Genomic DNA, 21,470 nt, shown 5'->3' on the forward strand with positions numbered 1-21,470 from the left:
TCGGCGCGCTGCGCGAAGCGGTGCATACCCGCCTCGGCGTGTGGTGGAGCCTCAGCCCCTTTGATCCGGGCGACGCCGAGGATGCCGATGACGTGCGCGTCGCCGGGACTCCAGTGCCATCGTTCCAGGGCAATGTCGAGGGTGCCACGAGCTACATCGGCGACCTGCTGTCACGGGGGTGGGCCGTGGTGGTCGCCGCCGCGGGAAGCGGACTCGTCGAACGTGCCCGCGACGTGCTGTCCGAGCGCGGTTTCGGAGCCCGCGTGGTGGAGGAACTCACGGAGGCGCCCGAGCATGGTGTGGCCACGCTCGTGCGCGGCACCATCGAAAGCGGCTTCCTCTCCGCCGAAGCGGAGCTCGCCGTCTTCACTGAGAGCGAGTTCTACGGCCGGACCGTCGGCGGCTCCCAGATGGTCAAGAAGCTGGCGTCGCGGCGCAAGAACGTGGTCGACCCGCTTCAGCTGAAGGCGGGCGATCACGTGGTGCACGCCACGCACGGCATCGGACGATTCGTCGAGATGACCCAGCGCGAGGTGTCCACCGGCGGACGCAACGCCCAGAAGAGCCTGCGCGACTACCTCGTCATCGAGTACGCGCCGAGCAAGCGCGGCTACCCGGGCGACAAGCTTTTCGTGCCCACCGACCAACTCGATCTCCTCAGCCGCTACGTCGGCGGCGAGGCGCCCGTGCTTTCCAAGATGGGCGGCGGCGACTGGGCCGCGGCGAAGTCGAAGGCACGCAGGGCGGTGCGCGACATCGCGGTGGAGCTGGTGAAGCTGTACTCGGCGCGCATGGCGGCCAAGGGGCACGCATTCGGACCCGACACCCCGTGGCAGCGCGAGCTGGAGGAGGCGTTCCCCTTCGCGGAGACGCCCGATCAGCTGCAGACCATCGACGAGATCAAGCACGACATGGAGAGCCCGATCCCGATGGATCGGCTGCTCTCCGGTGATGTCGGCTTCGGCAAGACCGAGGTTGCCGTCCGTGCCGCGTTCAAGGCGATTCAAGACGGCAAGCAGGTGGCCATGCTGGTGCCCACCACGCTGCTCGTGAAGCAGCACCTGGACACGTTCGCGGAGCGTTTCGCCGGTTTCCCCGTCAAGGTCCGTGCGCTGTCGCGCTTCCAGAGCGACAAGCAGGCGCGCGACGTGCTGGCCGGCCTCCTGGACGGCACGGTCGACATGGTCATCGGCACGCACCGCATCCTCACCGACAAAGTGATCTTCAAAGACCTCGGACTGCTGATCATCGACGAGGAGCAGCGCTTCGGGGTGGAGCACAAGGATGCGCTGAAGAAGCTCAAGACGAACGTCGACATTCTGGCGATGAGTGCCACGCCCATCCCACGCACGCTGGAGATGGCGGTCACGGGCATCCGTGAGATGTCGACGCTTGCCACCCCGCCGGAGGATCGCCACCCGATCCTCTCCTTCGTCGGTCCGAAGAACGACCGTCAGATCGCGGCCGCCATCCGCCGCGAGCTGCTGCGCGAGGGCCAGGTGTTCTACGTCCACAACCGGGTGCAGTCCATTCAGCGTGTCGCCCATGAGCTCGCCGAGCTCGTCCCGGAAGCGCGCATCGCGGTGGCCCACGGGCGGATGGGGGAGCACCAGCTGGAACAGGTGGTGGATGACTTCTGGGAGAAGAAGTTCGACGTTCTGGTGTCCACCACCATCATCGAGACCGGCCTGGACATCGCCAACGCCAACACGATCATCATCGACCGGGCCGACAAGTACGGTCTGTCGCAGCTGCACCAGCTGCGTGGGCGGGTCGGGCGCGGACGCGAACGCGCCTACGCGTACTTCATCTACGACGACATGAAGCCGCTGTCTGAGACGGCCGCCGATCGCCTCCAGACCATCGCGATCAACAACGATCTCGGCTCCGGCATGCAGGTGGCGCTGAAAGACCTGGAGCTGCGCGGCGCGGGCAACATGCTCGGCGCCGAGCAGGCGGGCCATATCGCGGGCGTGGGCTTTGACCTGTACCTGCGCATGGTCGGCGAGGCGGTGGCGACCTTCCGTGGCGAGGAGACGGAAGGCCCCACGGAACTTCGCCTCGAGCTTCCGGTGGATGCCCGCATCCCCGAGGCGTACATCGACAGCGAGCGGCTCCGTCTGGAGGCGTATCAGAAGCTGTCCTCATCGGCGACGGCCACCTCGAAGGACGACATGATCGACCTCGTGATCGATGAGCTCGTCGATCGCTACGGTCCGCTCCCCGAGGAGGTCGTCGGTCTCGTCGCCGTCGCGCGTCTTCGTCGTCGGGCAGCACAGGCGGGCCTCACCGATGTCGTCGCGATGGGACCCAACCTCCGCATCGCGCCGGCTCATTTCGCCGACTCGATCCGCGTGCGCATGCAGCGGCTGTATCCCAACGCCAAGCTGATCGCCTCGGGGGAGGCCGTTGTCGTGCCGATTCCGCGTCCCGGTGGCGAGGCGATGGCGGACGCGGAGCTCATCACGTGGGTCGACCAGCTCTTCACCGCGCTGTATCCGCTCCCGGATCTGAAGCCCGCCGCCTGATCGCGCTGGTGCCGGGTGCGGCGGAGCGTTAGCGTGACGGAATGGAGTTCGAGCACGCAGGAGCACGACCGCGAGTGCACCCGGATGCGGTCGTGGCCCAGACCGCGGTCATCTCCGGGGATGTCACCATCGGAGCCGATTGTCAGATCCTGCACGGCGCGGTGATCACGGCAGAAGGCGGGGCGATCACCCTTGGCGAGCATGTGATCGTGATGGAGAACGCGGTGATTCGCGCCGTCGCGTCCGCTCCGGCGCACATCGGCGACCACAGCCTGATCGGTCCCGGAGCCAGTATCAGCGGTGCCACGGTGGAGAACGAGGTCTTTCTCGCCACCGGCACCCGGATCTTCAATGGCGCGCGGATCGGTGAGCGCAGCGAGGTGCGCATCAACGGCGTCGTGCATCTGCGCACAGTGCTCCCGCCGGACACGATCGTCCCGATCGGCTGGGTCGCGATCGGCGATCCGGTCCAGATCCTCTCCCCCCATGAGCACGACCGCATCGCCGCCGCACAGCGAGAGCTGGACTTCCCGGGATTCGTGTTCGGCGTTGACCGTGACACCCCGGATGTGATGGTGCAGCTCACCGAGCGGTACGGACGTTCGCTGTCACGTCATCGTTCCGATCGGGCGCTCTGAGAAGCCGGTAAGCTGGACGAGGCCTTCGGGCCGCGGTGTGTCGGGAAGCCTGGTCGACCGCGGGGAGAGAACTCCTCGTGATGACGCGAAAGGCACCCATGAACGACAAGAACCCCTCCGTATCCGTGTCTGCCCCGCACGGCACGGGACACGCGCCCGCGAACCGATTCGTGGCAGTGCTGCGATCCGCGCGACTTCCCGCAGTGATGCTGCTTGCCGCTGCGGCCCTCGGCCTTGTGCTCGCCAATTCCCCCGCCGGTGCAGGGCTGATGTCCCTCCTGGAGGCGCACCCGCTGTTTGCCGGCACACCCTTCGAGCTGTCGATCGCGCACTGGGTGTCGGACGGACTGCTGGCGATCTTCTTCTTCACCGCGGCGGTCGAGCTGCGCCACGAGCTCACGGTCGGCCGCCTCAGCCGGCCGAAGGAGGCGCTTGTTCCGGCCATCGCGGCGGCAGGAGGCGTGGTCATTCCGGTGGCGATGTACCTGGCGATCGCGGCAGGCGAAGGCACCGCACAAGGCTGGCCCATTCCCACCGCCACCGACATCGCCTTCGCGCTCGGCGTTCTGGCGGTGTTCGGAACGGGCTTGCCGGCGAAGATCCGGGTGTTCCTGTTGGCACTCGCGATCCTGGACGACATCGTGGGGATCATCTTCATCGCGGTGCTGTTCACCGCGAACCTCCAGATCGGCGCTCTGGTGCTGGCCGTGGTGCTCGTCGGACTGTTCGCGTTCCTCAGCCGCATGCGTCCCGCGCGGCTGCGTGGACTCTGGGTCGCGGCCCTCGCCGTGATCGCCGTGGGGACGTGGGCTGCCGTGCTCACGAGCGGCGTGCACGCCACCATCGCGGGTGTCGCGCTCGGCCTCGCGATGGCTCCGCGCCCCGCGGATCGCACATCGCACGTGCTGGAGCCGGCGGTGAACGGCCTCGTGCTGCCGGTGTTCGCGTTCGTCGCGGCCGCCGTCGTGGTCCCGGCGGTGGAACCGACGAACCTCAGCCCCGCGTTCTGGGGCGTGATGATCGCGCTGCCCGTCGGCAAGATCGTCGGCATCACGGCGGCGGGACTCCTCGGACAGAGGCTCCTGCGCACGAGCGCCGCGGCCCGCCTCCCGTTCGTGGACCTCATGATGGCCGGAACGCTGGGCGGCATCGGATTCACCGTGTCGCTCCTGCTGGGCCAGCTGGCATTCGGCGCAGACCACGAGCTTGGCGCTGAGGTGACGCTTGCCGTGCTCGGCGGCTCCGTGATCGCGATGCTTGCATCCGCGGCGTTCGTCAGCGTGCGTGCTCGTGCCTACCGCCGTGCGCAGTCACACGCGGCGCGGGCCGCGCACGACTGACGTCGCCCGCCCGGGTATCGTCGGGCTCATGAGCGAAGACCTGCCCGAGCCGTCCGGCCTCGATCGCGCCGCCGCGGTGATGCGTGATGTCCGCGACCGGTGCGTGTGGACGCAGCAGATGACGCACGAGGAGCTCGTGCCCTATCTGGTCGAGGAGAGCTCCGAGGTGATCGAGGCGGTGGAGACGGGTACCAGGACGGATCTGCGCGAGGAACTCGGCGATCTGCTGTGGCAGGTGCTGTTTCATGCCGAGATCTCGGCGCGCGCCGGCGAGTTCGACATCGACGATGTGGCAAACGACCTGTCCGACAAGATGGTCCGCCGTCACCCGCACGTCTTCGCGGGAGAGACCGCGCGCACCCCCGAAGAGGTGCTCGTGCACTGGAACGCGGCGAAGGCGGCGGAGAAGCGGGAGCGACGCAGCGTGCTGGATGGCATCCCCGCTGCGATGCCCGCGCTCGCCCGGGCGCAGAAAGTGCTGGGTCGAGCGTCGTCCGTCGGCGTCGGAGCGTCCGCGCCCACGACGGAGCCGGCCGATGAAGCGCAGCTCGGCGAGGCGCTGCTCGCGCTGGCCGCTCGGGCGCGAGAGCACGGATGGGATGCGGAACGCGCGCTGCGGGGGAGCATGCGAGAGCTGGAGGCCCGCGTGCGCGAGGCCGAGACGGGACGCTGAAGACTCAGCGCGCGAGCACGTCCGGACGCAGTTGGAGCATCGCGTAGAGGAGCGCTGCGACACTCTCGCCGTCGGAGATCTCACCGTCGCGGACCAGGGCGAGCGCCTCGGCCAGGGGCACCCAGCGCACCGCGTCGATGCCCTCCAGCGCCTGCTCGGCACCGTCGTCGGCGACCGCGTCGAGGCCCCGAGCGAGGAACACGTACTCCGGCGCATCCGCAATGCCGTTGAGCGCGTTCATCCGCCCCACGAGGGTCCACTCGCGCGCCACGAAGCCGGTCTCCTCCCTCAGCTCGCGACGAGCCGCAGCCTCGGGATCCTCGCCGTCGGTGCCGCCCGCCGGCACCTCCCAGCCGGATCCCGTCGTGTACCGATCCAGACGAACCAGGCAGATGCGCTCCGCTTCATCGACCGCCACGATGAACACCGCGGGATGGCGCATCGTGACCACGCCGTAGATGCCGTCGCCGGCGGGACCGGTGACCTGGTCCTCGCGCACGCTGATCCAGCGGTTCTCGTACACCGTGCGCGATCCGCGCGTCGTCCAGGTCATTCGCTCAGCCTACGCACGCGCGCGACGCACGCTCACGGTGATCACGACGTGCGGTGACAGTGCGGTGCGTCAGTGCCGCTTCGGACCGGTACCCTGAGAGCATGACGCAAGCGAGCAATCCCTTTGGACAGGTGCTCGTCGCGCTCGTCACTCCGATGACGGCCGACGGTGAGGTCGATTGGCCGTCCGTCGAAAAGCACATGGATGATGTCATCCGCAGCGGTGCGGACGGCATCGTGGTCACCGGCACCACGGGTGAGACCTCCACCCTCACCGACGCGGAGAAGCTGCGTCTGGTCGAGGTCGGCAAAGATGTCGCCGCCGGTCGCGCCAAGATCATCACGGGCGGCGGCTCGAATGAGACCGCCCACGCCATCGAGCTCTACAAAGCGAGCGAGAAGGCCGGCGCCGACGGCATCATGATCGTCACGCCGTACTACAACAAGCCCACGCAGGCGGGCATCCTCACACACTTCCGTCTCGTCGCCGACGCGACGGATCTCCCGGTCATCCTGTACGACATCCCGGGACGCACCGGCGTCCCGATCAAGTACGAGACCATCCTTCGTCTGGCCAAGCACCCGAACATCCTCGCCGTGAAGGACGCCAAGGGCGACTTCAGCGAGGTCAGCCGTGTGCTCAACCAGACCGACCTCATGTACTTCTCCGGCGACGATTCGAACGTGCTCCCGCACCTCGCGATCGGCGCCACCGGACTCATCGGCGTCACGGCGAACATCGCCGCAGCGCCCTATCGGACCATCGTCGACGCGGTCAACCGCGGCGACCTCGCGGCGGCCACTGCACAGCACAAGAAGCTCGAACCGCTGGTTCGTGCCACCATGACGCATGTGCCGGGAACCATCGCCGCGAAGTACATCTTGCACGGGCTGGGACGCATCTCCAGCCCCCGCGTTCGCCTTCCCCTGGTGGGGCCGGAGGAGTGGGAAGCCGCGATCATCGAGGACGAGCTGGCGCTCGTGAGCGGTGTCGAGGGCGTCGACTTCTCCAACTTCCGCCCGGATCGCAACGCGGCGGCGGGTGGAGCCCTGCCAAAGGTGCACGGCACAACACGCTGAAAGGCCCACATGGCAGGCACCACGATCCTCACCCCTCCCGCTCTCGAAGCGGGAACCCTTCGCATCACACCGCTCGGCGGTCTCGGCGAGGTCGGTCGCAACATGACCGTCTTCGAGTACGAGGGCAAGCTGCTCATCGTCGACTGCGGCGTGCTCTTCCCCGAGGAGCACCAGCCCGGCGTCGACCTGATCCTCGCCGACATGGAGCCGATCCGCGATCGTCTGCGTGACGTCGAGGGCGTGGTCCTCACGCACGGGCACGAAGACCACATCGGCGGTGTGCCCTACCTGCTGCGCAACCGCAACGACATCCCGCTGATGGGCTCCGCGCTCACCCTCGCGCTCACCGAGGCGAAGCTCAAGGAACACCGCATCAAGGCGGACACGCGTGTCGTCCGCGAGGGCCAGCGACTCTCCGTCGGTCCGTTCGATCTCGAGTTCGTGGCGGTCAACCACTCGATTCCCGACGCGCTGGCTGTGGTCATCCGCACGCCGGCCGGCACGGTGCTGGGCACCGGTGACTTCAAGATGGACCAGCTGCCGCTGGACGGCCGCATCACCGACCTCCGTGCGTTCGCGCGTCTGGGCGAGGAGGGCGTCGACCTCTTCATGGTGGATTCCACCAACGCCGACGTCCCCGGCTTCACGCCGACGGAGCGCGCGATCGGACCCGTGCTGGAGGATGTCATCGGGCGCTCGCCGCGCCGGGTGATCGTCGCCAGCTTCTCCAGCCACGTCCACCGCGTGCAGCAGGTGATCGATGCGGCGCACAAGAACGGTCGCCGCGTCGCGCTGCTCGGACGCTCGATGGTGCGCAACATGACCATCGCCGAGGACCTGGGCTACCTGCACGTCCCGGACGGCGTGCTGATCGACTACAAGAAGGCCAAGGACCTGCCGGACGACAAGATCGTCTACATGTCCACCGGCTCGCAAGGCGAGCCGATGGCGGTGCTCTCGCGCATGGCCAACATGGATCACGCGATCGAGCCCGGTCCTGGTGACACCATCATCCTGGCCTCCAGCCTCATCCCGGGCAACGAGAACGCCGTGTACCGCGTGATCGACGGCCTCACCAAGCTGGGTGCGACGGTGGTCCACAAGGGAAACGCGAAGGTGCACGTGTCCGGCCACGCGGCCGCGGGCGAGCTGCTGTACTGCTACAACATCCTCAAGCCCCGCAACGTCATGCCGATCCACGGTGAATACCGCCATCTTGTCGCCAACGCCCGCCTCGCGCAGGACACCGGCATCGCGGCAGAGCGCACCATCATCGGTGAGAACGGCACGGTCGTCGACCTCAAGGACGGCGACGCGAAGGTCGTCGGTCAGCTGGATCTCGGCTTCGTCTACGTCGACGGATCCTCGGTGGGCGGCGTGACGGAGAACGAGCTGAAGGACCGCCGCATCCTCGCGGAGGAGGGCTTCGTCTCGATCATCGTGGTGGTGGACGCCAAGACCGGCAAGGTCATCTCCGGCCCGGAGATCCACGCCCGCGGCATGGCCGAGGACGATGCCGTGTTCGACGACATCAAGCCGAAGATCGCCGCGGCGCTGGCCGAGGCCGTGGGCAATGGCGTGCGCGACCCCCATGCGCTCAGCCAGATTGTCCGCCGGACCATCGGTCGCTGGGTCAACCAGCGCCTGCGTCGCCGGCCGATGATCGTGCCACTGGTGATCTCAGCCTGAGACTTCGAGGGGCCGCTGCCGCACTGCGGTGGCGGCCTTTCACGTTCGCGCCGTCCGCCCAAAAGCCGCGTCGATCCGGGCCGATGTCCGAGGCCGGACGTACCGTGGGAGCATGCCACGTTCGTCCAACAGCACGGCCAAGACCGAGCGCCTTCCCGCCAAGACGGAGCGCGCCCCGGCCAAGCAGACGACGCCGCGCGCGCGAAAGACCGAACCGGCGCCGAAGAAGTTCGTCGACGAGGCCGACAAGCCTCCCGTCGCCGTGCGCGCCTGGAACGGCCTCGGTCATGCTGTCGGCGGGCTCTTCCGAGCTTTCGGCCCGGAGACCCTGGAGAAGGATCAGCGCCGGGATGGCCTGCCCTTCTTCCTCGTGGTGCTGGCCATCGCCGGCGCCGTCGTGGAGTGGTTCTTCATCGGCAGTGACGTCGCCACCAACATCTCCACCTACTCGTTCGGTGCGCTCATCGGTCGGGTCGCCTTCGTGTTCCCCGTCATGCTCGTGCTCCTCGCGGCCTGGCTGTTCCGCCACCCGTCCTCGGTGCACGACAACGGCCGCATCGGCATCGGCTTCATCCTCTTCACGCTCTCGCTGGCGGGCTTCTGCCACGTGGCCGGCGGCCTGCCCCAGCCCACCAAGGGCCTTCCTGCGCTGAGCGGTGCTGGCGGCCTGTTCGGCTGGATGCTGGGCCAGCCGCTATCGCTACTGTCGAACATCGGCGCCTACGTCGTGCTGTCGATCCTTGCTCTGCTGAGCGTCCTGATCCTCACCAAGACGCCGCCGAACAAGATCTTCTCCCGTCTCGGTGAGCTGTACGCCTGGCTGTTCGGTGCCGAGCCGGGTGAGCCGAGGGAGCGCAAGCCCCGGTTCGAGCCGTCCGGCTCCGACGATGATGAGCCCGCCGATTCCGCCCAGTCGGACCTGCCGTGGTGGCGTCGCAACAAGAGCGGTCGCGAGGAGGAGCAGGACGGCCACCTCGGCTCCGACGACCTCACCGCTCTGCTGGAGCCCAGCGTCGAGGGTAGCTTCGAGCAGGTCATCACCATGCCCCCTCCCACGCGCAGCGCCCCCGCGGTCTCCCCGGATGCCGCCACGGAGGTCCTCTCCGAGGTCCGCGCCGTCGCCGATTCGCTGAACAGCCCCGCCGCCGCGCACGGTGCGACCAGCATGATGGACGACCTCGGTCTCGACCTGGAGGACGAGGAGGACGACCTTCCGGGCCTCTCCGGCTTCGGCACGGACGGCCCCGGTCCCGGTGGTCCGCAGGCCCCCGCCGCGCCCTATCATCTGCCCAGCCTCACCTCGCTCGGCACCGGGCCCGAGGGCGTGACGCGCTCCGCGGCAAATGACGCCATCGTCGCCTCCCTCACCGAGGTTCTCGAGCAGTTCAAGGTGGACGCCAAGGTGGTCGGCTTCTCGCGCGGACCGACGGTCACGCAGTACGAGATCGAGCTCGGTCCCGGTGTGAAGGTGGAGCGCATCACTGCGCTCACCAACAACATCGCCTACGCGGTCGCCTCCAACGAGGTGCGCATCCTCGCGCCGATTCCCGGCAAGAGCGCCATCGGCGTGGAGATTCCCAACACCGACCGCGAGACGGTCACCCTCGGCGACGTGCTGCGCTCCGCCGCGGCCGCCAACAGCAAGCACCCGATGACCATCGGCGTCGGCAAGGACGTCGGTGGTGGTTTCGTCGTGGCGAACCTCGCGAAGATGCCTCACCTCCTCGTCGCAGGATCCACCGGTTCGGGTAAGTCGTCATTCGTGAACTCGATGATCACGAGCCTGCTGATGCGTGCGAAGCCCAGCGAGGTGCGCATGGTGCTGGTGGACCCCAAGCGCGTCGAGCTCACGGCGTACGCGGGCGTGCCGCACCTGATCACGCCCATCATCACGAACCCCAAGAAGGCCGCCGAGGCGCTGCAGTGGGTCGTGAAGGAGATGGACATGCGCTACGACGACCTCGCGTCGTTCGGCTTCCGTCACATCGACGACTTCAACAGGGCGGTCGTCGCCGGGGAGCTCCAGCTCCCGGCCGGCTCCGAGCGCGTGCTCAAGCCGTACCCGTACCTGCTCGTGGTGGTCGATGAGCTCGCGGACCTGATGATGGTGGCCCCGCGCGATGTCGAGGACTCCATCGTTCGCATCACCCAGCTCGCTCGTGCTTCGGGCATCCATCTGGTGCTGGCGACGCAGCGTCCGTCTGTCGATGTCGTGACCGGTCTGATCAAGGCCAACGTACCTTCGCGGTTCGCGTTCGCCGTGACCAGCGTCACCGACAGTCGCGTGATCCTCGACCAGCCCGGTGCTGATCGCCTCATCGGTCAGGGTGACGGCCTGTTCCTGCCGATGGGGGCAGCCAAGCCGCTGCGTGTCCAGGGTGCCTGGGTGACCGAGGCGGAGATCGAGAAGGTCGTCAAGCACGTCACCGCGGAAGCTCGTCCCGAGTACCGCTCCGATGTGGAGGCGGTGACGGAGAAGAAGGAGGTCGACGCCGACATCGGAGACGACCTCGAGCTGCTGCTCGCTGCTGTCGAGCTGGTGGTGTCGAGCCAGTTCGGGTCCACGTCGATGCTGCAGCGCAAGCTCCGCGTGGGCTTCGCGAAGGCCGGACGCCTCATGGACCTCATGGAGTCTCGCGAGATCGTCGGCCCGTCCGAAGGCTCGAAGGCGCGCGACGTGCTGGTCACGCTCGAGCAGCTGCCGGTGATCCTGGCAACGCTTCGTGGCGTAACTCCGACGCCGGCGGCGGCCGCACCGGCCGCCGCCGCGGAAGAGGCGCCGATGCCGCCCGCAGCGTCCACCACGGCGCCCACCACTGTCATCGGTGATGATCGCTACGACGGCGACCCCATCGAAGCCCAGTTCGCCGGGCGCACGGCCGACGACGACGAGGGCGACGAAGACGCCTGGCAGCTCACCGGTCGCGACTGAGCGTCCGTCAACAGAAGGAGCCCCCGTGGCCGTTCCCCGGCAACTGCCCAACGCGATCACGATCGTGCGCATCCTGTGCGCGCCGGTCTTCCTGTGGATGCTCCTTGCCGACGGTGGTGCTGACGGATCGTTGCGGTGGTGGGCGGCGGTGCTCTTCATCGTGGCGATCGCCACCGACGGCATCGACGGGTACCTCGCGCGCAAATACGAGATCGTCACCGATCTCGGCAAGCTCCTGGATCCGATCGCCGACAAGGCGCTCACCGGGCTCGCCTTCATCGGGCTGTCGATCCTCGCTGAGTTGCCGTGGTGGGTCACGATCCTCGTGCTCGTCCGCGAGGTCGGCATCACCGTGTATCGCTTCGTGGTGATCTCCGACCACGTCCTCGCTGCCGCATGGATGGGCAAGCTGAAGACGGTGTTCCAGGCCATCGCGCTGTCACTCGCGCTGCTGCCGTTCTGGCATCTCGTGGGGGAGTGGGTCTGGTGGGTGAACGGCGTCTTCATGACGATCGCCGTGGTGCTCACGATCGCCAGCGGGATCGACTACATCATCAGTGAGGTCCGCGGCCGCCGGAAGAAGTCGTGACGGCGACTGACCTGCTCGACACACTGGTCGAGCGTGGGTGGACGATCGCCTGTGCCGAGTCTCTGACCGGTGGGCTCCTCACTTCGGCCCTGGTGGACGTTCCCGGGGCGTCGCGCGTCGTCCGCGGGGGCGTGGTGGCCTATGACACGGACGTGAAGCGCGCGGTGCTGGGCGTGGACGCGAACCTCCTCGCACAGCGCGGGGCGGTGGACGCGGACGTCGCCTGGCAGATGGCGGACGGTGTCCGCTCGGCGCTGGCCACGGCGGCGGGACCCGCGCACGTAGGTCTGGCTACCACCGGGGTCGCTGGCCCCGATCCGCAGGACGGCCAGGCGGTCGGCACCGTGTTCGTCGCTGTGGCGTCGCCGATCGGAACCGAAGTGCGTCGGCTGCAGCTCTCAGGCGATCGATCCACGATCCGCAGAGTCACTGTCGCCGAGGTCATAGCTCTCGCACAGGAGACCCTCAGCGCCCGGTGACGAAGTGAAACTGCGCGGGGGAATAGCCTGGTGTCACGGGGAGTTGAGCCCAGTGAGTTCTGGGAGAAACTCCAGAACACACGGCTAGAGTGGGACCTCGGATGCTGTACAGTTACTCACCCGGAAACACCCACCAGACAGAGGGAGGCACGACATGATCCTTGTACGCCAGGAGATCGGCGATGTTCTTCGTGACCTCCGACAGCAGAAGGGCCAGACCCTTCGGCAGGTCGCGTCACGCGCCAGCGTCGCACTCGGTTACCTCAGCGAGGTCGAGCGTGGCCAGAAGGAGGCGTCGAGCGAGATCCTCGCATCTCTCGCCGACGCCCTCGATGTTCCCATCTCGATGATCATGCGCGAGGTCGGCGACCGCATCGCCGTACTCGAGGGCATCTCGACCGTTCCCGACGTTGTTCCCGACGAGCTGATGGCCTCGGTCGAGTCCGAGCTGTCGCTGCGCTGAGGGTGCGACGCAGCGAGTTCCACCGAGCTGTCGACGCCGAGTTCGGCTCGCGTGGCCCGTCCATCGTCCAGGACCTCGTTCTGACGGCGGTGGGTCAACGGACCGCTGGCGAAGCGATCGACGCGGGCGTCCCGCCCCGCGATGTCTGGCTCGCGCTGTGCGTGGAGATGGACGTTCCTGAGTCTCGTCGTCACGGTGCCGGACGACTCGAGCGCCGACGCTGACAGCAGAAGCGGCCCCGGAATCCTGGATTCCGGGGCCGTTCTGCGTCTCCGGTCAGGCGCGCACCCGCTCGGCCGGGCGCTCGAAAGTGGCGGCATGTGCTTGCCAACCGGCGTCGACGGGGATCGAGCGGGTGGGTTTGGTCGCCATCATCACCACGATGGAGGTGACGGTGAGCGCGATGCCGATGCCGATGGTCGGCGTCCGGCCGACGAGGGTGAAGCCAAAGCCCGCGACCAGCGGTGCCACCGGTGCCACGATGCCCATCATCACGGACTCCGCGGCGTTCACACGTCCGAGCATCGCGGACGGGGTGGCCACCATCATGTACCCGCCGAGGCACGCGTTGACGGCGGGGGAGACCAGGCAGCACAGCATCAGCGTGATCGCGATTCCCCCGATCGAGTTCACGAGGATGAGCGTCGCGCTGCCGACGGTGAACCAGGTGAGAGTGATCACCACGAGCAGCCCGGTCGGCACGGTGCGCACGGCCCAGGGCGCCGCGAAGGAGCCGACCAGCATGCCGACGCCGGTCGAGGCGGTGACGAGGCCGATCTCGAACCCCGACGCGCCGTTCTGCTGCAGCGAGTAGATGGTCGTGGTCACGATGATGCCGATGCCCATGTTGATGAGCATCACGATCACGATGAGATTCATCAGGTCACGGCGTCGCCACAACCAGCGGAACGCTTCGCCGAGCTCACCGCGCGCAGCACGGAAGCCGCGGCGAACCGGCGGGGCGGCCTGCACCGGTGCGGGAGTCGCGCGCTCGGTGCGGCGGACGAGCAAGACGGAGGCGACCAGCGCGATCGCGTCGATCACCGTCATCACGGCACCCACCAGCCAGGTGCCCACACCGAGCAGCGATCCGCTGAGCGGGCCGCTGGTGAGACTGATCGTGGCATCGCGACCCTGGTTGGCTGCGGTGGCACGGCCCACCATGGACGCAGGGACGATGTCCTTCAGCATGGGATCGGTCGCCATCGCGAACACGGTGGAGGAGAAGCCCATCACGATGCTGGCGGCCAGCAGCGTGGCGAACGTCAGAGATCCGCTCCAGGCGAGGGCGGTGAACCCGGCGGAGAGGATCGTGCTGGCGATGCCCCCGATCACCATGATGCGGCCACGGGAATGCCGATCCGCGAGCACGCCGCCGAGCATGGTGGCGAAGATGCGCACCACCACGGTGATCGCCGAGATGACCCCCGCCTGCGCCGGGGAGTTCGTGATCATCAGAGCAATCAGCGGCATCGCGAAGGACAGCATGCTCATCGACACCCCGCTCCCGGTGTCGCTCACCAGCCAGAACGGGTAGGGCGTGCGGTGCAGCGGAATGACCGCGGTGGTTGCGGACTCGCGGGTACCCGCGGCGGGGAGGGAATCGTTCATGGCATCACCGTAGATTGCGCACCTGTAGTTGCGCAAGTATAAGTGCGCAATTATGTGTGCGGAATTGGGTATGACTCGCTAGGCTGGCTTTATGGCTGAGGGCACGTCGGCGGCAGGTGAGTCTGGTGCGGGAGTCGCCGAGCGGGAATACATGACTTCCGCGAAGCTGAAGGCGTATGCGCACCCGCTGCGTCGCCAGCTCATGCGCGTGCTGTCACGCGAGGGGTATGGTCGCGCGGCCGATCTGGCGCGCATCGTGGGCAAGCCCGCGAATCAGGTGAGCTTCCACCTTCGCGCCCTGAGCGAGATCGGCTGGATCGAAGAGGCGCCGGAGCTGGCGCGTGACGGCCGGGACCGCGTGTGGCGTCTGGTGCCGAGCGCGCTCGACGTCGGCTCCCCGGAGCACCCGGCGGAGGATCTGGATGCCGGACTCGCCGTGCTCACCGTATTCGCCGCGGAGCAGCGTGAGCTGCTGGAGCGCGTGAGCGCCTGGAGCGCGAAGTACGTCACGGGGGAGGATCCCGAGACGCGCGGGATGGCGCTGGCGGCCACCCTTCGCCTGACACGTGAGGAGTTCGGCGTGCTGTCGGAGCGCTTGCAGGAGACGATCCGCGATTTCGGACAGCGCCGACCTGCCGGCGTGCGGATCGAGGCCGATGGCGAGGTCCGCGCGTACGACCTCGCGGTGCTGGCGGCTGACGACACGATCTGATCGTGCCGGGAAAATGTTCGACACGCCGACGTGTCGGAGTCGAACACGTGTTCGACTCGGCGTAAGCTCCTGCACAGGTGGAATCGCTCGCTGATCCGCTCACAAATGCGCACTCGTCTTCGATCAATGTCGGAGGCCCCGCGTAGCGTGACTGACGGCGAACGGGCCACACGCCTTGTCGGAGATCCGTTCCTCGGACACGACAGCCTCTGGGCAGCCGCACAACACGCAGAAGGAGCAAGACATGCCATCGGAAAAGGACCGCGAGAAGGCGCTGGATGCAGCGCTCGCACAGATCGACCGTCAGTTCGGCAAGGGTGCCATCATGCGCCTGGGCAGCGATGAGCGTGCCCCGGTCGAGATCATTCCCACCGGCTCCATCGCCCTCGATGTCGCTCTGGGCATCGGCGGTCTGCCGCGCGGCCGCATCATCGAGATCTACGGGCCGGAGTCGTCGGGTAAGACCACGCTGACTCTGCACGCCATCGCGAATGCCCAGCGCAACGGCGGCATCGCAGCGTTCATCGACGCGGAGCACGCGCTCGACCCCGAGTACGCGCAGAAGCTGGGCGTCGACATCGATCAGCTCCTCGTGTCGCAGCCCGACACCGGTGAGCAGGCGCTGGAGATCGCCGACATGCTGGTGCGTTCCGGTGCCATCGACCTCGTCGTCATTGACTCCGTCGCCGCTCTGGTGCCCAAGGCTGAGATCGAGGGCGACATGGGCGACTCCCACGTCGGTCTGCAGGCACGACTCATGTCGCAGGCACTGCGTAAGCTCACGGGTGGTCTCAACCAGACCAGGACCACCGCCATCTTCATCAACCAGCTGCGCGAGAAGATCGGCGTCTTCTTCGGATCGCCGGAGACCACCGCCGGTGGTAAGGCGCTCAAGTTCTACGCCTCCGTCCGCCTCGACATCCGTCGAATCGAGACGCTCAAGGACGGCGCGGAGGCGGTCGGTAACCGCACCCGCGTCAAGGTCGTCAAGAACAAGATGGCTCCGCCGTTCAAGCAGGCCGAGTTCGACATCCTCTACGGCGTCGGCATCTCCCGCGAGGGGTCGCTCATCGACTACGGCGTGGATCAGGGAATCGTGAAGAAGTCGGGCGCCTGGTACACCTACGATGGCGAACAGCTCGGTCAGGGCAAGGAGAACGCTCGCAACTTCCTGATCAAGAACGCGGACGTCGCTGCTGAGATCGAGCGCAAGATTCTCGAGAAGCTGGGCATCGGTCAGCCGAAGGAACAGGCAGCGCCGCAGGCGGCACCGGCGCCCGAGCTGAAGTCGGCGTAACGCCGCTCATGCCATCCCGAACGCATCTCTGACGAGATTCCTTGAGCATGATTGTCGACACTCATGATCGATGACACGGAGAACGGGGGCGAGGAGCACCTCGCCCCCGTTACCCCGTTGTTTGGACAACGGGGTAACCCGTTCGACTCCGCTGAGGGAACGCCCGACGTCCGGTCGGCGAATGCCGACGACGCCGGTGGATCCCGGTCGGCGAGTGGCGAACGTCCGGTGCAGAGCGATCCGGGTGGGGTTGCTTCGAGTGGCGCGCCGGAGCGCGCTCAGCGCGGGTTGACCGGAAGCGCACACGACACGGCGGCTCCGAGAAGAGTGCGATTCACTCCGGTCGAGGATTCTGCGGCCGAAGATGTGGTTCGCGCTCGTCGGAGGGCTACGACCGATGCGTCCCCGCGAGGCACGCGCCCTGCACGACCCGTCGATCGGTATGACGCCGATGGATGGTGGATCGATCCCGACGGAGAGGGCGGACGGCCGCTCGCGGGGCCCAGCACCGGCACGGCAGGAGGGGCGGGTCATTCGCGGGCGGACGCCCCGGCATCACCCGCCCGGACGCACCGATCCGAACGTCAAGCGAACCCCTCGCAGCACGGTGACACGGCGGACGCATCGTGGCCCGCGGGCGATGCAGAATCCTCTTCGCGGATGGCCGACGCCGATGCGGCTCGACTCTCCGGCGAGGTCACCCCGGGCGCTCGCGACAGCACGCCGACGCTCATGCGGGCGTCGGACCTCCTGAAGCCCGATGGTGAACGGCCCCGCCGGCCCGTAGCCCTGCCGACCCAGCGTGGGTGGCGCGACACCGGCGAGAGCGAAGCTGCACCGACGCAAGACACCGCCAGGGAAACCGCGTCGAGTGGTTTTCCCACTCGGTTCGACGACAGCACTGATCGCGCGGCGCGTTCCGATGTGAATGGCGAGTCGGGGCCCGCTGCCCGGCCGGTTCAGGGTTTCGGCGCTCGCGCTGGAGCATCACGTGCCGAACGTCCGACGCGTGCCCCGCGGCTTCGGCTGCTGGAGGCGGCTGACACGGACGGACCTGAAGAGGCAACGCCCGAGGCCCCAGCTGCGCAGCGTGAGCGCGCCGAAGCCGCGCTGCTCAAGAAGCTGCGGGGGAAAGGGCTGTCAGTGAGAGAGGCTCGGGCCTTCGTGATCGGACTCGAGGTCGCGCCCGAGATCGCTGACGACCTCATCGACGAGTTCCTCTCACTCCGATACCTCGATGACGCCGTCCTCGCCGAGCAGCTCATCTATACCGCCAGCTCTCGTAAGGGGCAGGGGCGTCGGGTCATCGCGCAGTCGCTGTCGGCCCGGGGCATTCCACGCGAGGTCATTGACGCGGCCCTGGAAGAGGTGCCCGACGATGACGACGAGCGCGCGCTGGACTTCGCACGCTCCAAAGCCCGATCCCTGGCCAAGTTGGAGCCCGAGGTCGCACTTCGACGTCTGCTCGGACAGCTCGCCCGACGAGGGTTCGGGGGGAGCAGCGCGATGCGTGCGGCGAAGACGGCGCTGAGCGAGGCCGGCGGATCGTCGGTGCGCTTCCGCTGATCCGGAGCGCCGGAATGCCGCGATGCCGGAATGCCGCGATGTCGGCTACACGTCGTCAGCGAGCCACGTGACGGCATCGGCGAGCGGTTGCGGCACCGCGTGGGGCGGTAAGGCGGCCGCCCACGCGCCCGCGAGCAGCTCTTTGCGTCCCGCGCCGGCACCCGCGAACCGACGAAGCTGGGCGGCGAGCGGCTCGTCGCGCCACTGCGGTTGTCGCGACATGCGCTCGAAGCTGTCGCCGATGCCCGCCAGCCGCACCACCTCCGCCGCACGTTCGGCACCGAGGGCACGGATGAGCTCGTCCTCCAGGTCCCGATCGCAGACGAAGAGTCGAACCGGCGGTTCATCCAGCCCATCGTCGTCATGAAGAGTGCGGGTCACGAAGCCCGTCTCCCCGACATCGCACAGCACGGCCGTCCGCGCGCCGTCGCGGTGCGCTCGCAACTCGCGGCGCACGTTCGTGATCCCCTCGAGCGAGACGATGCTCACCCGCGTGAGTTGAATGCGCCGCGCGCGCGTCAATGCCAACACCGCTGCGACATCGCTGCGGCCCTCCACGAACAACCGGGCGACGGGCATTTGTCCATTCAGCCCTGTCCGTCGCCATCGTGCAAGGCGGTGCAAGCTGAATCGCGCATCCCCGAACGACAGGAGAGCGACGATTTCCCTCTTTCACTGAGGACATCCCTTCCCGAGCTCGGGAAGATGGCGATACGACGCCGTCGCCAGCCACGGATCGTAGAATGGCGGAATCATGTCTTCGCCTTCCAACGCTCCGACGATCATCCCCGCATCGCTGTCTGCGCTGCGCCCGGATGGCACCGCCCGCACCTACGAGGTGCGCACTCTTGGCTGTCAGATGAACGTGCACGACTCCGAGCGCCTGTCCGGCTCGCTCGAGAGCGCCGGTTACGTGAAGGCGGAGTTCGGCGATGAAGCCGACGTCGTCGTCATCAACACCTGCGCTGTGCGCGAGAATGCGTCGTCCAAGCTGTACGGGACGCTGGGTCATCTCGCCTCGGTGAAGCGTCGCCGTGACGGGATGCAGATCGCCGTCGGCGGATGCCTCGCACAGATGGATAAGCAGGCGGTCGTCGAGAAGGCGCCCTATGTCGACGTCGTCTTCGGCACGCACAACATGGGTTCCCTGCCGGGTCTGCTGGAGCGCGCCGCGCACAACCACGAGGCAGAGGTCGAGATCCTCGAGTCGCTGGAGGTCTTCCCCTCCACGCTTCCCACGAAGCGCGACAGCTCCTACGCGGGCTGGGTGTCCATCTCCGTCGGGTGCAACAACACCTGCACCTTCTGCATCGTGCCGAGCCTGCGCGGCAAGGAGAAGGATCGTCGCCCCGGTGACATTCTCAGCGAGATCAAGCTGATCGTGGACGATGGCGCGATCGAGGTCACTCTGCTCGGACAGAATGTCAACTCCTACGGCGTGGAGTTCGGCGACCGTCAGGCGTTCGGCAAGCTGCTACGCGCCGCGGGAGAGATCGAGGGCCTCGAGCGTATCCGCTTCACGAGCCCACACCCCGCCGCGTTCACCGACGACGTCATCGACGCGATGGCAGAGACCCCTGCCGTCATGCCGCAGCTTCACATGCCGCTGCAATCTGGCTCCGATCGCATTCTCAAGGAGATGCGACGCTCGTACCGCTCCGAGAAGTTCCTCGGCATCCTGGACCGCGTCCGCGCGAAGATCCCCAACGCGGCAATCACCACCGACATCATCGTCGGCTTCCCTGGCGAGACCGAAGAGGACTTCCTGGAGACCATGCGGGTCGTGGAGCAGTCCCGGTTCGCCAGCGCGTTCACCTTCCAGTACTCCATCCGTGAGGGCACACCGGCCGCCACGATGCAGGACCAGGTCCCCAAGGCCGTGGTCCAGGATCGCTACAACCGGCTTCTCGCCCTGCAGGAGCGGATCAGCCTGGAGGAGAACGAAAAGCTGGTCGGACAGGACGTTCACGTTCTCGTGTCCACAGGCGAGGGCAAGAAGGACGCCGCCACGCGCCGGTTGTCCGGTCGCGCAGAGGACAACCGCCTGATCCACTTCACGCTCCCGGAGGGGGCTGAGATTCCGCGCCCGGGCGACATCGTGACCGTGACGGTCACTCGTGCCGCCCCGCACTACCTGATCGCCGATGCCCCCGATGGTGAGCCGGTGCGCCTTCGCCGCACGCGTGCGGGTGACGCGTGGGATCGGGCGCAGGCGGAGTCGTGTGGCATTCCCGCCCCGGCGTCCGTGTCGGCCGACGGGAAGCGTGTGATCGGGCTCGGACTTCCTGGATTGCGTCCTCAGGCGTGACTGCCGCTCCCGGCCTGTTCGCCGTCGTCGGCGCGACCGGGACAGGCAAGAGCGAGTTCGCGTTGGACCTCGTCGAGGCACTGCGCGAACGTGGGCGCGACGCCGAGATCGTCGGCGCTGACGCCATGCAGCTCTACCGAGGCATGAACATCGCGACGGCCAAGCTCCCCGTCGATGAGCGCCGAGGTATCCCGCATCACCTGATCGATGTGCTGGAGCCAGGGCAAGACGCCGCTGTCGCGTGGTATCAGCGGGCGGCGCGTGAGGCGATCTCTGAGATCCGGAGCCGCGGTCGCGACGCGATCCTCGTCGGCGGATCCGGGCTCTACGTCTCGAGCGTCTTGTGGGATTTTCGATTCCCCCCACGCGATGAATCGCTGCGTGCGCGGCTCGAGAGCGAACTCGAGGAGCGTGGGCCCGGCGTCCTGTTCGATCGGTTGCGCGCCCTCGACCCCGCCACCGCGGAGCGGATCGACGCCCGAAACGGTCGGCGCGTGATCCGCGCGCTGGAGATTCTCAAACTGGGCGAGAGAACCCACGGCGCCGCGCTTCCGGAGGCTCCGGTGGTGTGGGCGCCGCATCGCATTCTGGCACTCGCGGTGCCGCGCGAGGATCTCGTGCTGCGTCTGGACGCGCGCGTCGAGCGCATGTGGCAGCAGGGGCTGATGGGCGAGGTCACTCGCCTGCGTGCGGTCGGCCTGGAGCCCGGGACGACAGCGGCGCGCGCCATCGGCTACGCCCAGGCATTCGCGCAGCTCGATGGGACGATGACGGAGGCTGAGGCGATCGCCGAAACGCAGGCGCTGACGCGCCGCTACGCCCGTCGCCAGGTGTCGTGGTTTCGTCGTTATGCCGACGCCGAGTGGATCGATCCGCTCGTCACTCGGCCCGCCGACATTCTCTGACCCGCTGGCCTCTGCGGCAGCCCGTCGGGGTGTCGTGCTGCGGGCCCCCCGATGTCGCTGAGTGGGCGAACTCGCGGCGGTGAGGGCCTTCGCGGACCGGCGCTATCG

The 21,470-nt window shown here is 67.6% G+C and carries 19 protein-coding genes; 16 read left to right on the forward strand and 3 right to left on the reverse strand.

Annotated elements, in window-relative coordinates; translation table 11 throughout:
* The 4 genes from mfd to ACI3KU_RS17460 form a co-directional block, all read left to right on the forward strand.
* The coding region (gene mfd / locus ACI3KU_RS17445) for a transcription-repair coupling factor (RefSeq protein ID WP_404923605.1) at nucleotides 1-2,528 on the forward strand (2,528 nt) is incomplete at its 5' end.
* A 41-nt stretch (nucleotides 2,529-2,569) separates the two neighbouring features.
* Nucleotides 2,570-3,166, forward strand: coding sequence for a gamma carbonic anhydrase family protein (locus ACI3KU_RS17450; RefSeq protein WP_404923606.1), 597 nt, complete (start codon nucleotides 2,570-2,572; stop codon nucleotides 3,164-3,166).
* A 98-nt stretch (nucleotides 3,167-3,264) separates the two neighbouring features.
* Nucleotides 3,265-4,506, forward strand: coding sequence for a Na+/H+ antiporter NhaA (locus ACI3KU_RS17455; protein ID WP_404923608.1), 1,242 nt, complete (start codon nucleotides 3,265-3,267; stop codon nucleotides 4,504-4,506).
* A 28-nt stretch (nucleotides 4,507-4,534) separates the two neighbouring features.
* Nucleotides 4,535-5,179 carry a MazG family protein gene (locus ACI3KU_RS17460; protein WP_404923609.1) on the forward strand — a complete coding sequence of 215 codons (645 nt, stop codon included), beginning with the start codon at nucleotides 4,535-4,537 and terminating at the stop codon, nucleotides 5,177-5,179.
* Nucleotides 5,180-5,183: 4 nt separating this feature from the next.
* Here the strand turns inward: ACI3KU_RS17460 and ACI3KU_RS17465 are convergent, their stop codons facing one another.
* The gene (locus ACI3KU_RS17465) at nucleotides 5,184-5,732 is read right to left on the reverse strand and encodes an NUDIX domain-containing protein (protein WP_404923610.1); all 549 of its coding nucleotides are present in this window, start codon (nucleotides 5,730-5,732) and stop codon (nucleotides 5,184-5,186) included.
* 101 nt (nucleotides 5,733-5,833) lie between these two features.
* Here ACI3KU_RS17465 and dapA point away from each other — a divergent pair, with 101 nt between their 5' ends.
* The 7 genes from dapA (at nucleotide 5,834) to ACI3KU_RS17500 (ending at nucleotide 13,187) form a co-directional block, all read left to right on the forward strand.
* Nucleotides 5,834-6,811, forward strand: a complete 978-nt coding sequence (gene dapA / locus ACI3KU_RS17470; protein ID WP_404923611.1) for a 4-hydroxy-tetrahydrodipicolinate synthase — start codon at nucleotides 5,834-5,836, stop codon at nucleotides 6,809-6,811.
* A 9-nt stretch (nucleotides 6,812-6,820) separates the two neighbouring features.
* Nucleotides 6,821-8,500, forward strand: coding sequence for a ribonuclease J (locus ACI3KU_RS17475; RefSeq protein ID WP_404923612.1), 1,680 nt, complete (start codon nucleotides 6,821-6,823; stop codon nucleotides 8,498-8,500).
* Nucleotides 8,501-8,612: 112 nt separating this feature from the next.
* Nucleotides 8,613-11,432 (forward strand): DNA translocase FtsK 4TM domain-containing protein, encoded by a 2,820-nt coding sequence (locus ACI3KU_RS17480; RefSeq protein WP_404923613.1) that lies wholly within the window; start codon nucleotides 8,613-8,615, stop codon nucleotides 11,430-11,432.
* A 25-nt stretch (nucleotides 11,433-11,457) separates the two neighbouring features.
* Nucleotides 11,458-12,021, forward strand: coding sequence for a CDP-diacylglycerol--glycerol-3-phosphate 3-phosphatidyltransferase (gene pgsA, locus ACI3KU_RS17485; protein ID WP_404923614.1), 564 nt, complete (start codon nucleotides 11,458-11,460; stop codon nucleotides 12,019-12,021).
* Nucleotides 12,018-12,500: a CinA family protein gene (locus tag ACI3KU_RS17490; RefSeq protein WP_404923615.1), complete on the forward strand. Its 483-nt coding sequence runs from the start codon at nucleotides 12,018-12,020 to the stop codon at nucleotides 12,498-12,500. The genes pgsA and ACI3KU_RS17490 overlap by 4 nt, the downstream gene beginning before the upstream one ends.
* Nucleotides 12,501-12,654: 154 nt before the next feature.
* Nucleotides 12,655-12,963, forward strand: a complete 309-nt coding sequence (locus tag ACI3KU_RS17495) for a helix-turn-helix domain-containing protein (RefSeq protein ID WP_231092356.1) — start codon at nucleotides 12,655-12,657, stop codon at nucleotides 12,961-12,963.
* 2 nt (nucleotides 12,964-12,965) lie between these two features.
* Nucleotides 12,966-13,187, forward strand: a complete 222-nt coding sequence (locus tag ACI3KU_RS17500) for a DUF3046 domain-containing protein (RefSeq protein WP_404923616.1) — start codon at nucleotides 12,966-12,968, stop codon at nucleotides 13,185-13,187.
* 52 nt (nucleotides 13,188-13,239) lie between these two features.
* On the opposite strand, the gene ACI3KU_RS17505 is transcribed toward ACI3KU_RS17500, so the two are convergent.
* Nucleotides 13,240-14,574: an MFS transporter gene (locus tag ACI3KU_RS17505; RefSeq protein ID WP_404923617.1), complete on the reverse strand. Its 1,335-nt coding sequence runs from the start codon at nucleotides 14,572-14,574 to the stop codon at nucleotides 13,240-13,242.
* 91 nt (nucleotides 14,575-14,665) lie between these two features.
* Between ACI3KU_RS17505 and ACI3KU_RS17510 the strand changes: the two genes are divergently transcribed.
* From ACI3KU_RS17510 to ACI3KU_RS17520, 3 genes are all read left to right on the forward strand, one after another.
* Nucleotides 14,666-15,286 (forward strand): ArsR/SmtB family transcription factor, encoded by a 621-nt coding sequence (locus ACI3KU_RS17510; RefSeq protein ID WP_404923618.1) that lies wholly within the window; start codon nucleotides 14,666-14,668, stop codon nucleotides 15,284-15,286.
* A gap of 244 nt (nucleotides 15,287-15,530) precedes the next feature.
* A complete protein-coding gene (gene recA / locus ACI3KU_RS17515; protein WP_404923619.1) occupies nucleotides 15,531-16,583 on the forward strand; it encodes a recombinase RecA in 1,053 nt (350 codons plus the stop codon).
* Between the two features lie 660 nt (nucleotides 16,584-17,243).
* Complete coding sequence (locus ACI3KU_RS17520) at nucleotides 17,244-18,149, forward strand: regulatory protein RecX (RefSeq protein ID WP_404923620.1); 906 nt, start codon at nucleotides 17,244-17,246, stop codon at nucleotides 18,147-18,149.
* 45 nt (nucleotides 18,150-18,194) lie between these two features.
* Here the strand turns inward: ACI3KU_RS17520 and ACI3KU_RS17525 are convergent, their stop codons facing one another.
* Nucleotides 18,195-18,728 carry a hypothetical protein gene (locus ACI3KU_RS17525; protein ID WP_404923621.1) on the reverse strand — a complete coding sequence of 178 codons (534 nt, stop codon included), beginning with the start codon at nucleotides 18,726-18,728 and terminating at the stop codon, nucleotides 18,195-18,197.
* A gap of 175 nt (nucleotides 18,729-18,903) precedes the next feature.
* Here ACI3KU_RS17525 and miaB point away from each other — a divergent pair, with 175 nt between their 5' ends.
* Both miaB and miaA read left to right on the forward strand, forming a co-directional pair.
* Complete coding sequence (gene miaB, locus ACI3KU_RS17530; RefSeq protein WP_404923622.1) at nucleotides 18,904-20,457, forward strand: tRNA (N6-isopentenyl adenosine(37)-C2)-methylthiotransferase MiaB; 1,554 nt, start codon at nucleotides 18,904-18,906, stop codon at nucleotides 20,455-20,457.
* Nucleotides 20,454-21,362, forward strand: a complete 909-nt coding sequence (gene miaA / locus ACI3KU_RS17535; RefSeq protein ID WP_404923623.1) for a tRNA (adenosine(37)-N6)-dimethylallyltransferase MiaA — start codon at nucleotides 20,454-20,456, stop codon at nucleotides 21,360-21,362. Before miaB ends, miaA begins: the two co-directional genes overlap by 4 nt.
* Nucleotides 21,363-21,470: the final 108 nt, after the last annotated feature.

The sequence above is a fragment of the Microbacterium sp. ZW T5_56 genome, assembly GCF_044987425.1.
Lineage (GTDB): Bacteria > Actinomycetota > Actinomycetes > Actinomycetales > Microbacteriaceae > Microbacterium.

Excerpts from the sequence above, each read along its gene's own strand:
- miaB (WP_404923622.1), top strand. The coding sequence starts at position 18,904 with ATGTCTTCGCCTTCCAACGCTCCGACGATCATCCCCGCATCGCTGTCT.
- ACI3KU_RS17465 (WP_404923610.1), bottom strand. The coding sequence starts at position 5,732 with ATGACCTGGACGACGCGCGGATCGCGCACGGTGTACGAGAACCGCTGG.
- ACI3KU_RS17520 (WP_404923620.1), top strand. The coding sequence starts at position 17,244 with ATGGCCGACGCCGATGCGGCTCGACTCTCCGGCGAGGTCACCCCGGGC.
- ACI3KU_RS17450 (WP_404923606.1), top strand. The coding sequence starts at position 2,570 with ATGGAGTTCGAGCACGCAGGAGCACGACCGCGAGTGCACCCGGATGCG.
- ACI3KU_RS17455 (WP_404923608.1), top strand. The coding sequence starts at position 3,265 with ATGAACGACAAGAACCCCTCCGTATCCGTGTCTGCCCCGCACGGCACG.
- ACI3KU_RS17510 (WP_404923618.1), top strand. The coding sequence starts at position 14,666 with ATGGCTGAGGGCACGTCGGCGGCAGGTGAGTCTGGTGCGGGAGTCGCC.
- ACI3KU_RS17480 (WP_404923613.1), top strand. The coding sequence starts at position 8,613 with ATGCCACGTTCGTCCAACAGCACGGCCAAGACCGAGCGCCTTCCCGCC.
- ACI3KU_RS17525 (WP_404923621.1), bottom strand. The coding sequence starts at position 18,728 with ATGCCCGTCGCCCGGTTGTTCGTGGAGGGCCGCAGCGATGTCGCAGCG.
- recA (WP_404923619.1), top strand. The coding sequence starts at position 15,531 with ATGCCATCGGAAAAGGACCGCGAGAAGGCGCTGGATGCAGCGCTCGCA.
- ACI3KU_RS17475 (WP_404923612.1), top strand. The coding sequence starts at position 6,821 with ATGGCAGGCACCACGATCCTCACCCCTCCCGCTCTCGAAGCGGGAACC.
- ACI3KU_RS17495 (WP_231092356.1), top strand. The coding sequence starts at position 12,655 with ATGATCCTTGTACGCCAGGAGATCGGCGATGTTCTTCGTGACCTCCGA.
- ACI3KU_RS17505 (WP_404923617.1), bottom strand. The coding sequence starts at position 14,574 with ATGAACGATTCCCTCCCCGCCGCGGGTACCCGCGAGTCCGCAACCACC.
- ACI3KU_RS17460 (WP_404923609.1), top strand. The coding sequence starts at position 4,535 with ATGAGCGAAGACCTGCCCGAGCCGTCCGGCCTCGATCGCGCCGCCGCG.
- dapA (WP_404923611.1), top strand. The coding sequence starts at position 5,834 with ATGACGCAAGCGAGCAATCCCTTTGGACAGGTGCTCGTCGCGCTCGTC.